The following is a 21,739-nucleotide window of genomic DNA, read 5'->3' as shown; positions in this document are numbered from 1 at the left end:
CTACCGCCGCGATCATGGCTGCCGCCTCGGCCGACGGACCTACGTCGAAGGGCCGGGGAGCGTGTGCTCCCCGGCCCTTCCGGGTGGTCGGTCGGACGATCAGCCCTTCTGCATGACCTCGGGCTCGTGGCGCTTCTGGAAGCGCTGGATGGCGAAGGCCAGGCCGACCGAGATGGCGATCATCATGAACCAGTTGAGGAACATGATCCCGACGGAGTGGTTCCACAGCGTGTCGTACGGGCCGGTCTCCGGCGGCTTGACGATCACGACCGGGGAGATGTGCGCCAGGTCGAGGGTGTTGCCGCTGGCCGAGACGCCCCAGCGGGCGGGCATCAGCCAGGCGAACTGCTCCAGGCCGGGCTTGTCGAACAGCTGGAAGATCGCGCCGGTGAACACCATCTGCACGATGGCGAACATCACCAGCAGCGGCATGGTCTTCTCGGCGGTCTTCACCAGCGAGGAGATGGCCAGGCCGACCATCATCGAGGTGAAGCTGAGCAGGATCACGCCGATCGCCATCTCGGCGGCCGGCAGGTGCTTCAGCAGCAGGCCCTCGGCGGGCAGGGTGCGGACCTTGAAGGCGATGGCGGAGATGATGCCGCCCTGCAGGAAGCTGATCGCGCCCAGCACGATGATCTTCGACATCAGGTACGCCGACCGGGACAGGCCGGTGGCGCGTTCCCGTTCGTAGATCGCCCGTTCCTTGATCAGTTCGCGGACCGAGTTCGCCGAGCCGGACAGGCAGGCGGAGAACGCGACGACCATCAGGATCAGCCGGGCGACGTCGTTGCGGCCGTTGCTGGCGCACGGCGCCAGGCCGCACTTGTCGGGGATCACCGCGGAGACCGCGCCGAGCACCAGCGGCAGCAGCAGCGACAGGGCGATGAAGCCCTTGTCGGAGGCGATCACCGCGAGGTAGCGGCGGATCAGCGTCCACAGCTGGGAGCCCCAGCTCTGCGGCTTGGGCGGGCGCAGCTGGTTGAGCGCGTTGGGCTGGGCCTGGGTGACGGCGGCGTCGACGTTGGCCGAGTACTGCTGGTGGTGCACCGAGTTGCGGTAGCGGCCGGCCCAGTCGTGGTCGGGGTAGTTCTCGAAGGCCTGGAAGACGTCGGCCCAGGTCTCGTAGCCGAAGAAGTGCAGGGCCTCCGCGGGCGGGCCGAAGTAGGCCACCGAGCCGCCGGGGGCCATCACCAGCAGCCGGTCGCAGAGCGCGAGTTCGGCGACCGAGTGGGTGACCACCAGGACGGTGCGGCCGTCGTCGGCGAGGCCGCGCAGGGTCTGCATGACCTCGCGGTCCATGCCCGGGTCGAGGCCGGAGGTGGGCTCGTCCAGGAAGATCAGCGACGGTTTGGTGAGCAGCTCCAGCGCCACCGAGACGCGCTTCTGCTGGCCGCCGGAGAGTGCGGTGATCCGGTTGTCGGCGCGCTTGTCCAGGCGGAGTTCGTACAGCACCTCGTCGATCCGGCGGTCGCGCTCGGCGGCCTCGGTGTCGCCGGGGAAGCGCAGCCGGGCCGCGTACTTGAGGGCGGTGCGGACGGTGAGTTCCTTGTGCAGGATCTCGGACTGCGGCACCAGGCCGATCCGGGAGCGCAGTTCGGCGAACTGCCGGTACAGGTTGCGGCCGTCGTACAGCACGTCGCCGCGGTCGGCGGGCCGGTAGCCGGTGAGGGCGCGCAGCAGGGTGGACTTGCCGGAGCCGGACGGGCCGATCACCGCGACCAGGGACTTCTCCGGGACGGAGAACGAGACGTCGCCGAGCAGGGTCTTCTTGCCGCCCTTGAAGTCGACCTCGACGGTCAGGTGGTGGGCGGAGAAGGTGACGGCGCCGTTGTCGACGAACTCCTGCAACTGGTCGCCGACCAGCACGAAGGAGGAGTGGCCGACGGTGAGCCGGTCCTGCGGTCCCATCAGCTGGCGGCGGGTCGGCTGGCCGTTCAGGAAGATCCCGTTGTGGCTGCCGAGGTCGACGATCTCCCAGCGGCCGTCCGGGAGTTGACGCAGTTCGGCGTGGTGCCGGGAGACCTGGAGGTCGGAGACGACGATGTCGTTGTCCAGGGCGCGGCCGATCCGGATGGTCCGTCCGCCGCTCAGGCTGCGGACCATGGTCGGGTTGCCGAGGCCGCCGGCCGCCGCCGGGTGCTGCGGCGCGGGCGGCTGGGCCTGCTGCTGCGGCTGGAAGGCCTGCGGCGGCGGGAAGCTCTGCTGCTGCGCCGGCGGCTGGAAGGCCTGCGGCGGCTGCGGCTGGAACTGCTGCTGCTCGGCGGCGTGCGGGAAGGGCGGCTGCGGCACCGGTGCGGCGGCCTGGCCCGGGAAGCCCTGCTGCGGCGGCGGGAAGCTCTGCTGCTGCGGGAAGCCGGGCCGCGGCGTGGGCGCGTCCCAGCCCTGCGGGATCGGCTGCTCGACCGCCGGCGGCCGGTGCCCCTGCTGGGCGGCCGGGCCGGCCCGAACTGCGGCTGCTGGTACGGCGGCTGGGCCTGCGGGCCGGGCGCGCGGGTGGTGGCGGCCTCGTGCAGCTGTCCGGGCTGCGCGGGCGCGGTGGCGGGCGCGGTGAAGGCCAGCCGGGGGCCGTTCTGCCCGTTGCCGAGGTGGATCACCGTGCCGGGGTGGACGGCGGCCTGCTGGATCCGGGCGCCGGCCACGAAGGTGCCGTTGGTGGAGCCGTGGTCGGTGAACTGCCAGCCGGCGCCGTCGAAGCTGACGGTGGCGTGCCGCCAGGAGACCCTGGCGTCGTCGAACGGGAAGTCCGACGCCGGGTCACGGCCGATGGTGTAGGCGCGGCCGGGTTCCAGTACCCGCTGCCGGCCGTCGATTTCAAGTACGAGTTGCGGCAACTCTCCGCCCGCCCCGCTCTCCGGTCCCCCAGGATGTTGCATCTGACGGGGGGAATCATTCCAGCCCGGCCGGGGTGCCCGGTAGCCGGGACACGGTTCTGTGACCGCCCGGCGACCGCTCCCGGACCTGCCCGGGCGTCCGGCGGGCGTCCCACGACCCGGACGCGCGCGGCCCGCGCGGGGAGGGTCCGGGTAGCGTGGGGGGCACCATGAACGCAACAGATCCGGCCGCTCAGGCCCTTTCCGCCGCGCCGCCCGTGAGCACCGAGACCGACCGGACGCTGCTGGTCAAGGTGTTCGGCAAGGACCGCCCGGGCATCACCGCGGGCCTGTTCGCCGAGCTCGCCGGTTTCGGGGTCGAGGTGATCGACATCGAGCAGGTGGTCACCCGTGGCCGGATAACGCTGTGCGCCCTGGTCACTCCCCGCCCGCGCCGGGCGCCGAGGGCGCCCTGCGGGTGACGGTGCACCGCTGGGCCGAGGAGCACCGGCTGCAGGCCGAGATCATCTCCGGCACCGGCGACAACCGTCCGCGCCGCGAGGGCCGTTCGCACGTCACGGTGCTCGGCCACCCGCTGACGGCGGCCGCGGTGGCCGCGCTGTCGGCCCGGGTCTCGGAGGCCGGCGGCAACATCGACCGGGTGTTCCGGCTGGCCAAGTACCCGGTGACGGCGGTGGAGCTGACCATCTCCGGCGTGCCCACCGAGGAGCTGCGCGCGGTGCTGGCGGCGGAGGCCGCCGTCCAGCGGGTGGACATCGCGGTGGTCCGCTCGGGGCTGCACCGGCGGGCCAAGCGCCTGGTGGTGATGGACGTCGACTCCACGCTGATCCAGGACGAGGTGATCGAGCTGTTCGCCGCCCACGCGGGCTGCGAGGCGCAGGTCGCCGAGGTGACGGCGCAGGCGATGCGCGGCGAGCTGGACTTCGCCGAGTCGCTGCGCGCCCGGGTGGCGCTGCTGGCGGGCCTGGACGCGGCGGTCACCGAGAAGGTCCGTGCGGAGGTCCGGCTCACTCCGGGCGCCCGCACCCTGATCCGCACCCTGAAGCGGCTCGGCTACCAGGTGGCGATCGTCTCCGGCGGCTTCACCCAGGTCACCGAGCACCTGGTGGAGCGCCTGGGCCTGGACTTCGCGGCGGCCAACACCCTGGAGGTGGCGGACGGGAAGTTCACCGGCCGGGTCACCGGCGAGATCGTCGACCGGGCCGGCAAGGCCCGCTGGCTGGCCCGGTTCGCCGAGCAGGCCGGGGTGCCGCTGGAGCAGACGGTGGCGATCGGCGACGGCGCCAACGACCTGGACATGCTGAACGCGGCCGGCCTGGGCGTGGCGTTCAACGCCAAGCCGGTGGTCCGCGAGCAGGCCGACACCGCCGTGAACGTGCCGTTCCTGGACACCGTGCTGTACCTGCTGGGCGTCACCCGGGAAGAGGTCGAGGCGGCCGACGAGCTGGACGGCACGCCGACCGAGGACTGACCCGGGTCGTGCGGAGGGGCGGGACCCGGTGCCGGGTCCCGCCCCTCCGCACGGGTGCGGTCAGTCCTGCGGCATGAAGTACGAGTCGAGGCGGGCCACGCCGGGCTCGACCTGCTTCCACGGGCCGTCCAGGCTGAGCACCGCCACCGCGGCGGGCGGGAAGCCGTTCAGCCGCATCCGGTTGAGCGCCTCGGCGTCGCCCTCGTCGCCGGCCAGCACCTGGGTCAGGCCGAGCACCCCGGGGTTGTGGCCGACCAGCAGCAGGTCGGCGTGCTCCTCGGGGGTCTCCTGGATCACCTCGATCAGCTTGCCGGGCTGGGCCTCGTACACCCGGTCCTCGTACACGGTCTTCCGGGGCCGCTTCGGCAGCTCGTGGGCGACCAGCTTCCAGGTCTCCCGGGTGCGCAGGGCGGTGGAGCAGAGGACGTGGTCGGGGTTGACGCCGGAGTCGGCGAGCCAGCGGCCGGCCTCGGTGGCCTGGACCCGCCCGCGGTCGGCCAGCGGGCGGTCGTGGTCGTCGACCTGGTTGGGCCAGTCGGCCCGGGCATGGCGAAGAACGATGATCCTACGGGGAGTGTCGGCGCTCATACCCCTAGAGCTTCGCAGAAAACCGCCGCCCGGTCGCCCGCTCCGGGAAGCTGCCACCCCTGCGGGTGGCGGCGACGCCGGAACGGCGCGGGCGGCGGCCCGTGCGCGAGGTGGGCTCCTGCGCGGGGTCAGCCCATGCTCTGGGCGATGCTCGCGACGACGGCGAGCAGCACCACGATCCCGGCGATCAGGCCGAGCATCTGCAGCAGCTTCTTCTGGCCGCCCTGGGGATTCGGGTCGAGTACTGGCATGACGCCGAGCCTAACCGACGGCCTCGTCCTCGATGTGCCGGGCCCTGGCCGCCCGCAGGCCGACCAGGATCTGCGGCACCAGCAGCAGCGCCAACAGGCCCAGCGGCAGGTACCACTCGCCGGTGCCCTGGTAGAGCGCGCCCATCAGGATCGGGCCCGGGATCGAGATCAGGTAGCCCAGGCTCTGCGCGAACGCCGACAGCTGGGTCACCCCGCCCGGCGTGCGGGCGCGCAGGCCGAGCATGGTCAGCGCCAGCGGGAACGCGCACATCGACAGGCCGACCAGGATCGCCCACAGCCACGGCACCGTCCCGGCCGCCAGCATCAGGCCGAGGAAGCCGGCGATGCCGCACAGCCCGAGCACCACCACGTACAGCCGCTGGTCGCCGCGGCGGGCGGCCAGGTTCGGCAGCACGAAGGAGATCGGCACGCTGATCGCCATCACCAGCGCCAGCAGCACGCCGGACGCGGACTCCGACACCCCGGCGTCGTGGTAGATCTTCGGCAGCCAGCCCATCGCGCTGTACGCGCTGGTGGACTGCAGGCCGAAGAACGCGGCCAGCGCCCACGCGGTGCGGCTGCGCAGGATCGGCAGCCGGGCGTGCACCGGGGCGGCGACGGCGGGGCGCCGCCCTTCTCGCGGCGCAGGAACAGCACGGTCAGCCACAGCACCAGCGCCGCGACCGCGGGCAGGCCCCACAGCCCGAGGCCGATCCGCCAGGAGCCGCCGAGCGCGTCCGTCAGCGGGACGGTGGCGGCGGCGGCCGCCGCGGTGCCGACCGACAGCGCCATCGAGTACAGGCCGATCATCGGGCCGACCCGGTCCGGGAAGTACCGCTTGATCACCACCGGCAGCAGCACGTTGGCCAGCGCCACTCCGGCCAGCGCCAGCGCGGTCAGCAGCAGGAACACCGCGGCGGAGCCGGTGAAGGAGCGGGCCAGCACGCCCGCCGCGACGGCGCCCATGGCGGCCGTCACCACGGTCATCGGGCCCAGTCTGCGGGCCAGGGCGGGCGCGGCGATGCCCAGCAGCGCGAAGCACAGCGGCGGCACCGCGGCGAGCAGGCCGGCCAGCGTGGCGCTCATCCCGAGGCCCTCGCGGACCGGGTCGAGCAGCGCGCCGAGGCTGGTCACCACGGGGCGCAGGTTCACCGCGGCGGCGGCCACGCCGACGGCGAGCAGCACGGCGGCGCCGTTGCGGACCGCCGGGGACGGGCCGGTCGCGGTGGCGGAGGACGTCGGGGCTGGTGCGGGACTCCCGGTCTCGGGGGCGGAGGGGTCTGCTGCGGTAGACATGGCGCAATCATAGAATCATGGGATGACTTACGTCGCCCCGGTATCCTGATGAGGTAGACCACAGAAGGAGCCGATCTTGGCGCTGTCGACCACTCGCCGCACCCCGCTCTCCGACCAGGTGATCGCCCAGCTCCGGGCCCAGATCACCTCGGGCGAGTGGCCGGTGGGATCACGCATCCCCACCGAGGCGGAACTCGTCGACCAGCTCGGCGTCGCCCGCAACACCATCCGCGAAGCCGTCCGCGCCCTCGCCCACAACGGGCTGGTCGACATCCGCCAGGGCTCCGGCACCTACGTCCTCGCCACCAGCGAGCTCGCCGGCGTCATGCACCGCCGCTTCGCCGACGCCGACCAGGACCAGGTCGCCGAGCTCCGCGCCACCCTGGAGACCTCCGCCGCCGGCTTCGCCGCGACCCGGCGCACCGCGCGCGACCTGGAACTCCTCGAATCCGCCCTGGCCCGCCGCGACGCCGCCTGGCACGCGGGCGACCCGGAGGACTTCATCCAGGCCGACGCCGCGTTCCACCACGCCGTGGTGGCCGCCGCCCACAACGACGTCCTCGCCGCGATCTACGCCGACCTCGGCGAGGTCCTGCTCGCCCACCTCCGGCACGACGTCGGCCCCGACCTGCTCCCCCACCGCTGGGTTCCGCACGCCGACATCCTGGACGCGATCCGCGCGGGCGACGTCGAGAAGGCCGCCGAGGCGGCCGGCCGTGCCATCGGCCGCTGCAAGAACTGAGCCCGGGGGCCGACGACGAGGGGCCCGTGGGGGCGCCTCCCCTGCCCTGACGGGCCGGTAGGCGCCCCCACGGGCCCCGGTCGGGCGCTACGCGCCGATCGCGTGCAGACCGCCGTCGACGTGGATGATCTCGCCGGTGGTCTTCGGGAACCAGTCGCTGAGCAGCGCGACGATGCCGCGGCCGGCCGGCTCCGGGTCGGAGAGGTCCCACTTGAGCGGGGAGCGGGAGTCCCAGGTCGCGGCCAGGTCCGGGAAGCCGGGGATCGACTTCGCGGCCATCGAGCCGATCGGGCCCGCCGAGATCAGGTTGCAGCGGATGTCGCGCTCGCCGAGGTAGCGGGCGAGGTAGCGGTTGGTGGACTCGAGGGCGGCCTTCGCCGGGCCCATCCAGTCGTACTGCGGCCAGGCGAACTGCGCGTCGAAGGTGAGGCCGACGACCGAGCCGCCGTCCTGCATGAGCGGGAGCAGCGCCGTGGTGAGCGACTTCAGCGAGAACGCGGAGACGTTCATGGCGGTGGCGACGGACTCCCAGGGGGTGTCCAGGAAGTTGCCGCCGAGCGCGTCCTGCGGGGCGAAGCCGATGGAGTGGACGATGCCGTCCAGGGTGGGCAGGTGCTCGCGGACCTGGTCGGCGATGCCGGCCAGCTGCTCGGCGTTGGAGACGTCGAGTTCCAGGACCTTGACCGGCTTGGGGAGCTTCTTGGCGATCCGCTCGGTGAGGCTGGGCCGGGGGAAGGCGGTGAGGATGATCTCGGCGCCCTGCTCCTGCGCGAGCTTCGCGGTGTGGAAGGCGATGGAGGACTCCATCAGCACGCCGGTGATCAGGATGCGCTTGCCTTCGAGAATTCCAGTCATGGTCAGTGACCCATGCCCAATCCGCCGTCGACGGGAATGACGGCTCCGGTGATGTACGCGGCCTCGTCGGAGGCCAGGAACCGCGCGGCCGAGGCGATCTCGGCGGGGGCGGCGTAGCGGCCCAGGGGGACGCCGGAGACGATCTCCTTGCGGCGCTCCTCGCTGAGCACCGCGGTCATGTCGGTGTCGACGAAGCCGGGCGCGATCACGTTGACGGTGATGTTGCGGGAGCCGAGCTCGCGGGCGAGCGAGCGGGCGAAGCCGACCAGGCCGGCCTTGGAGGCGGCGTAGTTGGCCTGGCCGGCGGAGCCGCTGAGGCCCACGACGGAGGAGATCAGGACCACGCGGCCCTTGCGGGCGCGCAGCATCTTCGCGGCGGCGCGCTTGACGACCCGGAAGGTGCCGGTGAGGTTGGTGTCCAGGACGGAGGTGAACTCGTCCTCGGACATGCGCAGCAGCAGGGTGTCCTTGGTGATGCCGGCGTTGGCGACCAGGACCTCGACCGGGCCGTGGGCGGCCTCGATCTCCGTGAAGGCGGCGTCGACCTGCTCGGTGTCGGTGATGTCGGCGCGGACGGCGAGGACGTCGTACTTGGCGAGTTCCGCGGGGACCTCGCCGTTGCGGCTGGTGATGGCGACCTTGTCGCCGGCCTCGGCGAAGCTCTGGGCGATCGCCAGGCCGATCCCCCGGTTACCTCCGGTGACGAGTACCGAGCGGCTCAACGGCCTACCTCTTTCCCTGTCGATGTGCGCGTGCCGACCGCACGCGTAGCCACCTGTGACGCTATCGGTAGGGTGCGAGCTCGGGCGAAGCGGCCTTCGACAGGCAATCCCGGGTGAGTTCTGTCGCTTCCCGACAATCCGGGTCGCGGCCGGGTCCGGGGAACGCCGGGCCGGTGGCGGGCGTTGCCCCGGGGGTGCTTCGGAGAGTCCGGGGCGCCGGTTCGAGCGAGCCGATCGGAGCGGACGCGATGAGTGGTGCACACCCTGGCCGGGTCGGCCGCCGGGCGCTGACGGCGGTGGCGGCACTGGCGGTGGCGGGTGCGGCGGCGTGGGCGCTGCGGGAGCTGCCGGCCCAGTTCGGGCGCCGCCCGGATCCGCTGGACCCGCGGGTGCGGGTGTCCCCGCAGTTCCGGGACGGGGTGTTCCACAACGCGCCGTCGCTGGTGTCGCCGGGTGCGCCGGGCCGTCCGGACGGGGCGACGCTGCGCCGGATGCTGTTCGAGAAGGACGGGCGGGTGCCGGCCGGGCCGGTGCCGCTGGCGGCGCCCGAGCAGCCGGCGGCGGCGTCCGAGGGCGTGGCGGTGACCTGGTTCGGGCACGCGTCGGCGCTGCTGGAGCTGGACGGCTGCCGGGTGCTGGTGGACCCGGTCTGGTCGGACCGCTGCTCGCCCTCGCACCTGGCGGGGCCGAAGCGGCTGCACCCGGTGCCGGTGGAGCTGGCATCGCTGCCGCCGGTGGACGCGGTGCTGATCTCGCACGACCACTACGACCACCTGGACATGGCGACGGTGCGCCGGCTGGTGGAGCTGCAGTCGGCGCCGTTCGCGGTGCCGCTGGGCATCGGCGGGCACCTGCGCCGCTGGGGCGTGCCGGAGCACCGGATCATCGAGCTGGACTGGGACGAGACGTGCACGCTCGGCGAGTTGACGCTGACGCTGACCGCGGCGCACCACTTCTCGGGCCGTGGCTTCGTCCGCAATCCGACGCTGTGGGGTTCGTGGGTGGTGGCGGGGCCGGAGCGGAAGGTGTTCTTCACCGGTGACTCCGGCTACTTCGAGGGTTTCGCCCGGATCGGCGAGCAGCACGGCCCGTTCGACGCGGCGTTGATGGCGATCGGCGCGTACGACGACGCGTGGGCGGACATCCACCTGACTCCGGAGGACGCGGTCCGGGCGCACCTGGAGCTGCGCGGCGGTCTGCTGCTGCCGGTGCACTGGTGCACGTTCAACCTGGCGCCGCACCGCTGGGCGGAGCCGGTGGAGCGGCTGCTGGCGGAGGCGAAGGCGCAGGGGGTGCCACTGGCGGTGCCGCGTCCCGGCCAGCGGGTGGAGGTGGCGGATCCGCCGGAGCTGGACGGCTGGTGGGAGGCGCTGGCGTAGCACCGGCCTGACGCACCGTCAGGGCGGCGCGGGGAATATTTGCTGGCCGAACGGCCGGTCGACGGGGATGATGCGATCGGGTGCCCTCGGCCCGGGGGCGGCCCGCCGCACCCGACCCTCGACCCAGGGAGCCCGATGCCCCCCTCCGCGCTGGATCCTCACTTCCTCTCCTACCCGTTGCGTCCGTTGGCGGACGCGGCCCTGTCCCGGGCCCGGCAGTTGGGCGTCTCGCACGCCGACTTCCGCCTGGAGCGGGTCCGTTCGGCGTCCTGGCGGCTGCGGGACGCCCGCCCGTCCGGTTCGTCGGACACCGTGCAGCTGGGCTTCGCCGTCCGGGTGCTGCTGGACGGCTCCTGGGGTTTCGCGGCCGGGGTGGACCTGACGCCGCAGGCCGCCGCGGCGGTCGCCGAGCAGGCGGTGGCGGTGGCCCGGCTGGCGGGCGGGATCAGCCGCGCGGCGGGCTCCGGCGAGCGGGTGGAGCTGGCCCCGGAGCCGGTGTACCCGGACGCGGAGTGGGTCTCCGCGTACGAGGTGAACCCGTTCGAGGTGCCGGACGCGGAGAAGACCGGCCTGCTGGCCGAGTGGTCCTCCCGGCTGCTGGCGGCGGACGGCGTCTCGCACGTGTCGGCGGCGGTGCTGACGGTGCAGGAGAACAAGTTCTACGCGGACACCGCGGGCACCGTGACGACCCAGCAGCGGGTGCGCCTGCACCCGTGGCTGGAGGCGACCAGCGTGGACGAGCGGACGGGCGCGTTCGACTCGATGCGCACCATCGCGCCGCCGGCCGGGCGGGGTTGGGAGTACCTGCGCGGCACGGGCTGGGACTGGGACGCCGAACTGGCCGAGCTGCCCGAGCTGCTGGCGCAGAAGATGCGCGCGCCGTCGGTCGCCGCGGGCCGCTACGACCTGGTGATCGACCCGTCCAACCTGTGGCTGACCATCCACGAGTCGATCGGCCACGCCACCGAGCTGGACCGCGCGCTGGGCTACGAGGCCGCCTACGCGGGCACCTCGTTCGCCACCTTCGACCAGCTGGGCAGCCTGAAGTACGGCTCCGAGCTGATGCACGTCACGGGCGACCGGACGGCCGAGCACGGCCTGGCCTCCATCGGCTACGACGACGAGGGCGTGGCCACCCAGTCCTGGGACCTGATCCGGGACGGCGTCCTGGTCGGGTACCAACTCGACCGCCCGATGGCCCGGTTGAAGGGCTTCGAGCGCTCCAACGGCTGCGCCTACGCGGACTCCCCGGCGCACGTGCCGGTGCAGCGGATGGCCAACGTCTCGCTCCAGCCGGCCGCCGACGGCCCCGACACCGCGGGCCTGGTCTCCCAGGTGGAGAACGGGCTGTACATCGTCGGCGACCGCTCCTGGTCGATCGACATGCAGCGCTACAACTTCCAGTTCACCGGGCAGCGCGCCTACGCCATCCGGAACGGCGAACTCGCCGGCCAGGTGAAGGACTTCGCCTACCAGGCCACCACCACCGACTTCTGGGGCTCGATGAGCGCCGTCGGCGGCCCGCAGACGTACGTGCTCGGCGGGGCCTTCAACTGCGGCAAGGCCCAGCCGGGCCAGGTCGCCGCGGTCAGCCACGGCTGCCCGTCCGCGCTGTTCCGTCAGGTCAACGTGCTCAACACCCAGCAGGAGGCGGGTCACTGATGTCCCTCACGCACCCCCACGAGCTGGTGGAACGCGCCCTCGAACTGTCCCGCGCCGACGGCTGCGTGGTGATCGCCGACGAGGAGTCCACCGCCAACCTGCGCTGGGCCGGCAACGCGCTGACCACCAACGGCGTCACCCGCGGCCGCCGGCTGACCGTGATCTCCACGGTGAACGGCGCGCAGGGCACCGCCTCCGGCGTGGTCGCCCAGGAGGCCGTCACGCTCGACGAGGTCGAGCAGCTGGTGCGCGCCGCCGAGGCCGCCGCCCGGGCCGCCGAGCCCGCGGAGGACGCCCAGCCGCTGATCACCGGCCGGCCCGCCGACCCGCGGTTCACCGCGGCCCCGCAGGTCACCGACATCGGCGTGTTCGACGCGTTCGCGCCGGCCCTCGGCGAGGCCTTCGCCCGCGCCCGGGCCAACGGCGAGCTGCTGTACGGCTTCGCCCGGCACGAGCTGCTCTCCTCCTACCTGGGCAGCTCCACCGGCCTGCGGCTGCGCCACGACCAGCCCACCGGCACGGTCGAGCTGAACGCCAAGACCGCCGACCTGTCCGGCTCCGCCTGGGCGGGCGCCGCCACCCAGGACTTCGCGGACGTCGACGTGACCGCGCTGCACGCCGACCTGACGCGCCGGCTCGGCTGGGGCCGCAAGCGGATCGACCTGCCGGCCGGCCGCTACGAGACGATCCTGCCGCCGTCGGCCGTCGCCGACCTGCTGGTCTACCTGTCCTGGTCGTCCGGCGCGCGCGACGCGGTCGAGGGCCGGTCGGTGTTCTCCAGGGCGGGCGGCGGCACCCGGGTCGGCGAGCAGCTCAGCCCGCTGCCGCTGACGCTGCGCTCCGACCCGGCCGAACCCGGCCTGCAGGCCGCCCCGTTCGTGCTGACCAGGTCCTCCGGCGAGAACGACTCGGTGTTCGACAACGGCGCGCCGCTGGCCGCCACCGACTGGCTGCGCGACGGCCGCCTCGCCCACCTGCTGACGACGCGTCACTCGGCGGGCCTGTCCGGGCTGCCGCTCACCCCGCCGGTCGACAACCTGGTGCTGGAGAGCTCCGCGCCGGACGCGCCGACGCTGGAGGAGATGGTCGCCCGCACCGAGCGCGGCCTGCTGCTGACCTGCCTGTGGTACATCCGCGAGGTCGACCCGGCCACCCTGCTGCTCACCGGCCTCACCCGGGACGGCGTGTACCTGGTCGAGAACGGCGAGGTGGTCGGCGCGGTCAACAACTTCCGCTTCAACGAGTCGCCGGTCGACCTGCTCGGCCGGATCACCGAGGCGGGCCGCACCGAGCGCTGCCTGCCCCGCGAGTGGGGCGACTGGTTCACCCGGGCCGCGATGCCGCCGGTGCGGGTGCCCGACTTCAACATGAGCTCGGTCAGTCAGGCCTCCTGACCGGCCGGCCGACCCTGGGGGGATCCCGATGGACGAGAAGTACACCGTGAAGACGTCGAAGATGCTCAGCCGCATCCTGCGACACGACCCGGGCTCCGTCGGGGTCTCCCTGGACGCGGCGGGCTGGGTGGAGGTCGACGCCCTGCTCGCCGCGCTGGCCCGGCACGGCCGGCCGCTCGGCCGCGCCCAACTGGACCACGTGGTCGCCACCAACAACAAGCGCCGCTTCGCCTACTCCGAGGACGGCCGGTCCATCCGGGCCAGCCAGGGCCACACCGTCGAGGTCGACCTCGGCCTGCCCGCCGTCACCCCGCCGGACGTGCTGTTCCACGGCACCGCCGAGCGCAGCCTGCGGTACATCCTGGCGGAGGGGCTGCGCCCGATGTCCCGGCAGGACGTCCACCTGTCCGCCGACACCGGGACGGCCGTCACGGTCGGCTCCCGGCACGGCCGCCCGGTGGTGCTGGAGGTCGACGCGGCGGCGATGGCCCGGGCCGGCTACGAATTCCGGGTGTCTGCGAACGGTGTCTGGCTCACCGACGCCGTGCCCGTCCAGTACCTGCGCCGCACCTCCTGAGCGCCGCACCGACCCCGCGTGGGTCGGTGCGGCGTCAGCGGGGTTACCGTGGTCGGTCGTAGGGAGCCGGACCGACCGAGGATGGATGGACATGCGCAAGAGCGCGGACGACGACCAGGTCTTCCGGATCACCGGTGCCCGCAGCAGCCTCAGCGAGGACGTCCGGGGCCGGCAGCGCCGGTACGTGATCTCCATGCTGATCCGCACGGTGTGCGTGCTGCTCGCCGTCATCCTGTGGGACGTGCAGCGCTGGCTGGCGTTCGCCGCGCTGGCCGGCGGCGTGCTGCTGCCGTACTTCGCGGTGCTGATCGCCAACGCGGGCCGCGAGCGCGCGCCGGGGCTGCCCTCGACCTTCGCGTTCTCGCCGGACACCCCGCTGATGCTCGGCCCCGGCGGGACGGGCGGCGGCGGGGCGGGCAGCTCTTCGGCCACCGCCGCCGATAACCGGCCACAGGATTGAGAATCCCTCAATTCCGCTGCCCGATATGACCGTTGTTGCGGCGGTATGACCGCCGGAAAGCTCAGACGATCCTCAAATTAATCACCGGACGGACGAGCTTCCCGGCCCCGTACCGTGCCATACTTCCTAAGCGCTCCGCATCCCCCGTCGGAGCGACGGACCGACGCCGGGCAGCTCCCCCCGTGGCTGCCCGGCGTCGTCATGCCCGGGCATAGGATCGAACCCATGGACACCGCGCACCCCCTCTTCGGCACCCCGACCGGCACCGACGGCCCGGACGGCCCCCCGAAGTGCTCCGCCAAGGGGTGCCGCGAGGCCGCCGCCTGGACGCTGCTCTGGAACAACCCCAAGCTGCACACCCCCGACCGCCGCAAGGCCTGGCTGGCCTGCGACACCCACCGCGAGACCCTCGGCCAGTTCCTCGCCGTCCGCGGCTTCCTCAAGGACACCGAGCCGTTCGAGGGCGCCGGGCCGTTCTCCGGATAACCGGCCGCCGGCTTCCCGCCGCCCAGTAGCGTGGTCCGCACGGCGGCGGTGGGGGGAATGCGGTGTCTCGTGGTCCACGGCGGATGTCCCGGGCGGAGGCCCTGCGCCGCCGCGTCGACTCCCAGTTCGTCGGCCGGCGGGCCCAACTCGCGCTGTTCGCCGAGAACCTGGGCCGCAACCCCGACCCGGAGGCCGGCCCCGACCCGGCCGACTTCCTGTTCCACGTCCGCGGCGTCGGCGGCATCGGCAAGTCCACGCTGATCGCCCAGTGGCAGGAGACCGCCCGCCGGGCGGGCGGCCGCACCGCCCGCATCGACGACACCGACGTCCAGGGCATCGACACCGCACTGGCCGCACTCGCCGCCCAACTCGCCTCCCCCACCGCCCCGTTCAAGGACTTCGAGCGGGCCCTGGAACAGTACCGGCGGGACCGCACCGCCCCCGCCGAACACACCGACCTGCCCTCGCTGCCCGCCCGGGTGGTCGCCCACGCCGCCCTCGGCGCCGCCAACACCCTCGCCCCCGGCAGCGCCGCCTTCACCACCCCCGAGACGGTCGCCCAGGGCACCGACCGCCTGATCGCCGCCGTCCGCCGCCGCCGGCCCGCGGGCGACACCGAACTCATCGCCCTCAGCCGGGCGTTCGTCACCGAACTGGCCCGCCTCTGCGAACGTCCGCCCGCCCCCTGGGTGGTGCTGTTCCTCGACACCTGGGAGATCACCGGCCGCCACCTCGACGGCTGGCTCCGCGAGCTGATCGACGGCGGGTACGGCGACCTCCCGCTCGAAGTGATCATCGTGCTGGCCGGCCGCGACGAACTCGCCGAACGCGACTGGGCCCGGCTGCGCCCCGCCGTGGTGGACGTCGCCCTGGAGGCCTTCACCGAGCAGGAGGCCCGCGACCTGCTCGCCGGCCGCGGCGTGCTCGCCCCCGACGCCGTCGACGCCATCGTCCGGATGTCCCTCGGCCTGCCGCTGCTGCTCGCTCTGCTGGCCGGCACCGACCCGCACTCCGCCGGCGACGTCGCCGAGGCCGGAACGGACGCCGTGGACAAGGCCGTTCAGCGCTTCCTCCAGTGGATCCCGGAACCCTCGCTCCGCGACACCGTGCTCGCCGCCGCCCTGCCGCCCCGCCTCGACCGCGACCTGTACTGCCACGCCGTCGACGACCCCGCCGCCGGCGGCTGGGAGTGGCTGCTCGACCAGCCCTTCGTCACCGGCCGCGGCGACGCCCACCAGTACCACGCCGTGGTCCGCGCCAGCCTGCTCCGGCGCCACCGCGTCCGCTCCCCGCACGCCTGGCAGGACGGCCACACCCGCCTCGCCCGGCACCACGCCGCCGCCCGCGCCGCCCTCGAACGGAGCCTGCCGCTCTCCCTCCTGCGCAGCGACGCCCGCCTGCGCCGCCACCTGCTGGACGAGACCTACCACCTGCTCTGCACCGACCCCGCCGCCCAACTGCCGGCCGCCCTCGACCGGCTCGCCGACGCCGCCGGCCGCTCCCCCGACTCGCTCACCGCCTGGGCCGACACCCTCGACCTCGCGGCCCGCGACACCGCCGACCCCGAACTGCTCGGCTGGGCCGCCCTGCTGCGCACCGCCGTCACCGCGCCGGAACCCGACGTCCCCGTCCTCGACGCGCTGGCCGCCCCCGGCCGGCCGGCCCGCCTGCGCGCCCGGGCCCTGGCCTGGCAGGGCCGCCGGCTGATCGACCGGGACGACGACACCGCGGCCCTCGCCCTGCTGGACCGGGCCCTGCTGCTCGCCCCGGACCTGCTGCCCGCCCTGCTCCACCGGGGCCGCGTGCACTCCTACCTCCACCGGCACGACCTGGCCGTCACCGACCTCGACGCGGCGCTCGACCGCACCCCGTTCGCCGCGGAGGTCCGCGCGGCCCGCGACCGGCCGCACCTGCTGGCCGCCGCCGTCGCGGAGCGCGCGGCGGCCGTGCCCCCCGATCCGGACCACGCCGACGCCTTCCTGTTCCGCGGCATGGCCCTGCGGGTGGCCCGCCGCCCGGACGAGGCCCTCCCCGCCGTCGACGCCGCCCTCGCCCTCGAACCCGACAACGTCCGGGCGCTGTGCGAGCGCGGTGCGATCCACCTGGTGGCGGGCCGGTTCGACCTCGCCGTCGCCGACTTCACCGCTACCCTCGCCGCCGACCCCGGCAACGTCAATGCCCTTGCCTGGCGCGGGCAGATCCACCGCCGGGCGGGCCGGTTCGACCAGGCCGTCGCCGACCTCGACGCGGCCCACGCCCTGGACCCCGCGGACGCCTGGACGCTGTGCGAGCGCGGCATCACCCACCGCCTGGCCGGCCGCCCGGACCACGCCCTGGCCGACCTCGACGCCGCGCTCGCCCACAAGCCCGGCTACCCGTGGGCGCTCTGCGAACGGGGCGAGGTGCACCGCGCCGCAGGCCGGTTCGACCTCGCCGTCTCCGACTTCACCGCCGCCCTCGCCGCCGTCCCCGACTACGCGACCGCGCTGGCCTGGCGCGGCTGCACCCACCACGAGGCCGGCCGGCCCGAGCAGGCCCTCGCCGACCTGGACGCCGCCCTCGCCCTCGAACCCGGCGACGCCTGGACGCTCAGCATCCGCGGCCTCGTCCACCGGATGTCCGGCCGGCCGGACCGGGCCCTGGCCGACTTCACCGCCGCCCTCGCCGCCGACCCCGGCTACGCGTGGGCGCTCTGCGAACGGGGCGAAGTGCACCGCGCCGCAGGCCGGTTCGACCTCGCCGTCGCCGACTTCACCGCCGCCCTCGCCGCCCTGCCCGACTACGCCAACGCCCTCGCCCGGCGCGGCCGGACCCACCACGAGGCCGGGCAGCCCGAGCAGGCCCTTGCCGACCTGGACGCCGCCCTCGCCCTCGAACCCGAGGATCCCTGGACGCGTCACCAGCGGGCCGAGACCCACCAGTTGGCGGGCCGTCACACCGAGGCCGTCGCCGACTACACGGCGGCGCTGGCCCTCGACCCGGCCTTCGCCGCCGCCCACCTCGGCCGCGGCACCGCCCACGCCGCGGCCGGCCGGCCGGAGCAGGCGCTCGCCGACTTCGACGCCGCGCTCGCCCTGAATCCCGACGACGGCTGGGCGCTGGTCCGGCGGGCGCTGCTGCACCGCGAGGCCGGCCGGACGGACCTCGAACTCGCCGACCTGGACCGGGCGGTCGCCGCCGACCCGGCCCACTCGTGGGCGCTGCACTGCCGCGGCGAACTGCACCGCCTGGCGGGCCGGCCGGACCGGGCGGTCGCGGACTTCACCGCCGCCCTCGCCGTCGACCCGGACAACGCCGGCGCCCACCTGGGCCGCGGCACGGCCCACCACCAGGCCGACCGCCCCGAGCAGGCCCTCGCCGACCTGGACGCCGCCCTCGCCCTCGAACCCGGCCACGTCTTCGCCCGCTACTTCCGGGCCGAACTGCACCGCCGCGCCGGCCGCCTCGACGACGCGCACGCCGATCTGACCGCCGTGCTGGCCCTCGACCCCTCGCAGCTCGACGCCCGCTGCGACCTGGTCTCCGTCCTTCGCCGGCAGGGCCTTCGGCAGCCCGCCCGGGAGGCCCTGGCCGAGGCCGCGCGCCAGGACCCGGCCCACGCCGCGGTGCTGCTCGAAGCCGCCATGCTGGAGTCGCTCGACCCCGCATCGGACGGCCCGGCTGCCGCCTGGGACGCCGCGCTGGCCGCGGCCCGGCACTCCGACGGGGAAGAGCGCGCGGCCACCGCCGTGCTGCGCGCCGTGGCCCTCCCCGACGTCGAACTGCCCGCCGCCGTGGCCGAGTTCCTCGCTCTCCCCGACCCGTACCGGATCGTCGGGACGCTCCGCGGCTACCTCCGCGAGCTGGCCGCCGGACCGGCCGCCGGCCGTGCCGCCACCGCCCTCGACCTCCTGGAGGGCCCGGTCTCCTGACCTCCGGTCAGCCCCCGATCGCCGACATCGGCCGGGCGGGCTGGAGGAACTCCGGGTCGTCGATGCCCGCGCCGGCCTTCTTGCCCCACATCGCCGCGCGCCACAGCTCCGCCAGTTCCGCGTCGCTCGCACCCGAGCGCAGCGCGCCGCGCAGGTCCGTCTCGCCGGTCGCGAACAGGCAGTTGCGGACCTGGCCGTCGGCGGTCAGCCGGGTGCGGTCGCAGGCGCGGCAGAACGGGCGGGTGACGGAGGCGATGACGCCGACCGTCGCGGGGCCGCCGTCGACGAGCCACCGTTCGGCGGGGGCGGCGCCGCGCGCCGCGGACGGTTCGGGGGTCAGCGTGAAGCGGGTGCGCAGCAGCGCGAGGATCTCCTCGGCGGTGACCATCTGCGTGCGGTCCCAGCCGTGTTGGGCGTCCAGCGGCATCTGCTCGATGAACCGGAGCTGGTAGCGGTGCTCGATCGCCCAGGCCAGCAGGTCGGCGGCCTCGTGCTCGTTGACGCCGCGCATCAGCACGGCGTTGAGCTTGACCGGCCGCAGCCCGGCGGCCTCCGCGGCGGCCAGGCCGTCGAGCACGTCCTGGTGGCGGTGACGGCGCGTCAGGCGCTGGAAGACGGCGGGGTCGAGGGTGTCGAGGGAGACGTTGACCCGGTCGACGCCGGCGTCCCGCAGCGCGGGGGCGACCCGGGCCAGGCCGATGCCGTTGGTGGTGAGGGAGATCTCGGGCCGGGGTTCCAGCGCCGCGCAGGCGGCGAGGACCGGGACGAGTCCGGGCCGCAGCAGCGGTTCGCCGCCGGTGAAGCGGACCTCCCGCACCCCGAGGTCGCGGACGGCCAGCCCGACCAGCCGGACGATCTCCTCGTCGGTGAGCAGCTCGGGCTTGCCGAGCCAGTTCAGGCCCTCTTCGGGCATGCAGTAGGTGCAGCGCAGGTTGCACCGGTCGGTGAGGGAGACCCGCAGGTCGACGGCCTGTCGTCCGTAGGTGTCGAGGAGCATCGCGGCCCGCCTTTCCCTGGAAGCCAAGCTGGCCCGGCCGCCGGGCGGCGGCCGGGCCAGCTTAACGGTGCGTGCGGGCTGCTCCGGCGTCAGTGCGCGCCGAGGCCGGTGAGCGAACGGACCTCGAGTTCGGCGTACTTCGCCGGGTCGGCCGGGTTCCGGGCCAGCCAGGTGCCGATCGCGCCGGCCAGGAAGCCGACCGGGATGGACACCAGGCCGGGGTTCTCCAGCGGGAACCAGTGGAAGTCGCTGTGCGGGAAGAGCGAGGTCCTGGGGTTGCCGGAGACCACCGGGGAGAAGATCACCAGGGTGACGGAGGTGATCAGTCCGGCGTAGGTGGCGGAGACCGCGCCGGCGGTGTTGAACCGCTTCCAGAACAGCGAGTACAGCAGGGTGGGCAGGTTGGCGGAGGCGGCGACCGCGAAGGCCAGCGCGACCAGGGCGGCGGCGTTCAGCTTGTCGGCGAAGATCGACAGCACGATGGCGGTCGCGCCGATCGCGACGGCGGCCAGCTTGGCGCTCGCCACCTCCTCCTTCTCGCTCGCCTTCCCGCGCCGGATCACGTTCGCCCAGAGGTCGTGCGCGAAGGACGAGGAGGAGGCGAGGGTGAGTCCGGCGACCACGGCGAGGATGGTGGCGAAGGCGACGGCGGAGATCACCGCGAGCAGCACCGCGCCGCCGGTGGAGCCGGCCCCGCCGCCGAGCTGTTCGGCGAGCAGCGGGGCGGCGGTGTTGCCGGCGGTGTTGGAGGCCTTGATGGTCTTGGGGCCGACCAGGGCGGCGGCGCCGAAGCCGAGGGCGAGCGTCATCAGGTAGAAGACGCCGATGATGCCGATCGCCCAGAGCACCGACTTCCGGGCGGCCTTGGCGGTGGGCACGGTGTAGAAGCGGACCAGGATGTGCGGCAGTCCGGCGGTGCCGAGGACGAGGGCGATGCCGAGGCTGAGGAAGTCGAGCTTGGTGGTGCCGGTGACGCCGTACTTGAGTCCGGGTTCGAGGAAGGCGTGGCCCTTGCCGCTGGCGTCGGCGGCGGCGCCGAGCAGGCCGGACAGGTTGAAGTGGTACTTGGCCAGCACCATGACGGTCATGGTCGCGGCGCCGGCGATCAGTAGCACGGCCTTGACTATCTGCACCCAGGTGGTGCCCTTCATGCCGCCGACGGTCACGTAGATCACCATGAGCGCGCCGACCGCGACGATGGTCCAGCGCTTGGCGCCGTCGCCGCTGACGCCGAGCAGCAGGGCGACCAGCGAGCCGGCGCCGACCATCTGGGCGAGCAGGTAGAAGATCGACACCACGATGGTGGAGATGCCGGCGGCGGTGCGCACGGGGCGCTGGCGCATCCGGAAGGCGAGGGCGTCGGCCATGGTGTAGCGGCCGGAGTTGCGCAGCGGTTCGGCGACCAGCAGCAGGGCGACCAGCCAGGCGACCAGGAAGCCGATGGAGTAGAGGAAGCCGTCGTAGCCGTAGAGGGCGATGAGTCCGGCGATGCCGAGGAAGGACGCGGCGGACATGTAGTCCCCGGAGATCGCCAGGCCGTTCTGGAAGCCGGTGAAGGCGCGGCCGCCGGCGTAGAAGTCGGCGGCGTCGCGGGTCTGCCGGCCGGCCCACAGGGTGATGCCGAGGGTGGCGACCACGAAGACGCCGAACAGCCACATGATCAGGGTGCGGTGGTCGCTCGCGGAGCTGGCCAGGTGGGTCATTCGGCGGCCTCCTCGGCGACGGTGGTGTGGTCGGCCTGGGCGGGCAGCACGGCGTCGGCGCGGAAGCGGATGGCGGCGGCGCTCGGGTCGAGCCGGCGGTCGGCGTGCCGGGCGTACCAGGCGGCGATGGCGAAGGTGCTGGCGAACTGGAGGAGGCCGAGCACCAGCGCGAGGTTGACGTTGCCGACGACCTTGGTGCTCATCAGGCCGGGGGCGTAGCAGGAGAGCAGGACGTAGAGCAGGTACCAGAGCACGAATCCGGCGGTGACCGGGAATGCGAAGTTCCGGAAGGAGCTGCGCAGTTGGCGGAACTCGGGGGACTGCTCGATGTGCTGGAACGTTTCCGGGGCGGTCTCGGGCGGGGGTGCCACGCGGGGCCTCCTGTCGTCTTCGGTGCGGCGGACGATCGGACGG

General features: G+C 73.8%; 16 protein-coding genes and 3 pseudogenes. 9 read left to right on the top strand and 10 right to left on the bottom strand.

The window, feature by feature from the left end:
* Positions 1–99: 99 nt before the first annotated feature.
* Positions 100–2,289, bottom strand: coding sequence for an ATP-binding cassette domain-containing protein (locus KCH_RS27005; RefSeq protein ID WP_244305447.1), 2,190 nt, complete (start codon positions 2,287–2,289; stop codon positions 100–102).
* 347 nt (positions 2,290–2,636) lie between these two features.
* Positions 2,637–2,873: pseudogene (locus KCH_RS44990) on the bottom strand (FHA domain-containing protein); the annotation flags it as partial.
* A 167-nt stretch (positions 2,874–3,040) separates the two neighbouring features.
* Here KCH_RS44990 and serB point away from each other — a divergent pair.
* Positions 3,041–4,302 (top strand): annotated as a pseudogene (serB, locus tag KCH_RS27000) (phosphoserine phosphatase SerB).
* A 60-nt stretch (positions 4,303–4,362) separates the two neighbouring features.
* On the opposite strand, the gene KCH_RS26995 reads toward serB, so the two are convergent.
* The 3 genes and pseudogenes from KCH_RS26995 to KCH_RS26990 form a co-directional block, all read right to left on the bottom strand.
* A complete protein-coding gene (locus KCH_RS26995) occupies positions 4,363–4,890 on the bottom strand; it encodes a SixA phosphatase family protein (RefSeq protein ID WP_035867257.1) in 528 nt (175 codons plus the stop codon).
* Between the two features lie 128 nt (positions 4,891–5,018).
* Positions 5,019–5,141, bottom strand: a complete 123-nt coding sequence (locus tag KCH_RS46210; protein WP_279635913.1) for an SGM_5486 family transporter-associated protein — start codon at positions 5,139–5,141, stop codon at positions 5,019–5,021.
* A gap of 10 nt (positions 5,142–5,151) precedes the next feature.
* Positions 5,152–6,227 (bottom strand): annotated as a pseudogene (locus tag KCH_RS26990) (MFS transporter).
* Positions 6,228–6,513: 286 nt separating this feature from the next.
* On the opposite strand from KCH_RS26990, the gene KCH_RS26985 reads away from it, so the two are divergent.
* Positions 6,514–7,179 (top strand): FadR/GntR family transcriptional regulator, encoded by a 666-nt coding sequence (locus tag KCH_RS26985; protein WP_035867255.1) that lies wholly within the window; start codon positions 6,514–6,516, stop codon positions 7,177–7,179.
* A gap of 87 nt (positions 7,180–7,266) precedes the next feature.
* On the opposite strand, the gene fabI is transcribed toward KCH_RS26985, so the two are convergent.
* Both fabI and fabG read right to left on the bottom strand, forming a co-directional pair.
* Complete coding sequence (gene fabI / locus KCH_RS26980) at positions 7,267–8,034, bottom strand: enoyl-ACP reductase FabI (RefSeq protein WP_035867253.1); 768 nt, start codon at positions 8,032–8,034, stop codon at positions 7,267–7,269.
* Positions 8,035–8,036: 2 nt separating this feature from the next.
* Positions 8,037–8,756 carry a 3-oxoacyl-[acyl-carrier-protein] reductase gene (gene fabG, locus KCH_RS26975; protein WP_035867251.1) on the bottom strand — a complete coding sequence of 240 codons (720 nt, stop codon included), beginning with the start codon at positions 8,754–8,756 and terminating at the stop codon, positions 8,037–8,039.
* A 248-nt stretch (positions 8,757–9,004) separates the two neighbouring features.
* Here fabG and KCH_RS26970 point away from each other — a divergent pair, with 248 nt between their 5' ends.
* From KCH_RS26970 to KCH_RS26940, 7 genes are all read left to right on the top strand, one after another.
* Positions 9,005–10,135, top strand: coding sequence for an MBL fold metallo-hydrolase (locus KCH_RS26970; protein WP_035867248.1), 1,131 nt, complete (start codon positions 9,005–9,007; stop codon positions 10,133–10,135).
* Positions 10,136–10,270: 135 nt separating this feature from the next.
* A complete protein-coding gene (locus tag KCH_RS26965; RefSeq protein ID WP_035867246.1) occupies positions 10,271–11,797 on the top strand; it encodes a TldD/PmbA family protein in 1,527 nt (508 codons plus the stop codon).
* On the top strand, positions 11,797–13,191 hold the full coding sequence (locus tag KCH_RS26960) for a metallopeptidase TldD-related protein (RefSeq protein WP_035867245.1): 1,395 nt from the start codon (positions 11,797–11,799) through the stop codon (positions 13,189–13,191). Before KCH_RS26965 ends, KCH_RS26960 begins: the two co-directional genes overlap by 1 nt.
* 28 nt (positions 13,192–13,219) lie before the next feature.
* The gene (locus KCH_RS26955; RefSeq protein WP_035867243.1) at positions 13,220–13,768 is read left to right on the top strand and encodes an RNA 2'-phosphotransferase; all 549 of its coding nucleotides are present in this window, start codon (positions 13,220–13,222) and stop codon (positions 13,766–13,768) included.
* Positions 13,769–13,859: 91 nt separating this feature from the next.
* Entirely contained in the window at positions 13,860–14,228 is a 369-nt protein-coding gene (locus KCH_RS26950) for a DUF3099 domain-containing protein (protein WP_051654049.1), read from the top strand.
* Positions 14,229–14,453: 225 nt separating this feature from the next.
* A complete protein-coding gene (locus KCH_RS26945) occupies positions 14,454–14,714 on the top strand; it encodes a hypothetical protein (RefSeq protein WP_035867241.1) in 261 nt (86 codons plus the stop codon).
* Positions 14,715–14,797: 83 nt separating this feature from the next.
* Positions 14,798–18,625, top strand: a complete 3,828-nt coding sequence (locus KCH_RS26940) for a tetratricopeptide repeat protein (protein WP_051653488.1) — start codon at positions 14,798–14,800, stop codon at positions 18,623–18,625.
* A gap of 7 nt (positions 18,626–18,632) precedes the next feature.
* On the opposite strand, the gene moaA is transcribed toward KCH_RS26940, so the two are convergent.
* The 3 genes from moaA to KCH_RS26925 form a co-directional block, all read right to left on the bottom strand.
* Positions 18,633–19,622, bottom strand: a complete 990-nt coding sequence (moaA, locus tag KCH_RS26935; RefSeq protein WP_035867239.1) for a GTP 3',8-cyclase MoaA — start codon at positions 19,620–19,622, stop codon at positions 18,633–18,635.
* A gap of 89 nt (positions 19,623–19,711) precedes the next feature.
* Positions 19,712–21,325, bottom strand: coding sequence for a solute symporter family protein (locus KCH_RS26930; RefSeq protein ID WP_035867238.1), 1,614 nt, complete (start codon positions 21,323–21,325; stop codon positions 19,712–19,714).
* Positions 21,322–21,696: a DUF485 domain-containing protein gene (locus KCH_RS26925; RefSeq protein ID WP_035867235.1), complete on the bottom strand. Its 375-nt coding sequence runs from the start codon at positions 21,694–21,696 to the stop codon at positions 21,322–21,324. The genes KCH_RS26930 and KCH_RS26925 overlap by 4 nt, the downstream gene beginning before the upstream one ends.
* Positions 21,697–21,739: the final 43 nt, after the last annotated feature.

It is taken from the genome of Kitasatospora cheerisanensis KCTC 2395, from assembly GCF_000696185.1.
GTDB lineage: Bacteria > Actinomycetota > Actinomycetes > Streptomycetales > Streptomycetaceae > Kitasatospora > Kitasatospora cheerisanensis.
This window is presented reverse-complemented; position numbering and strand designations above follow the sequence as displayed.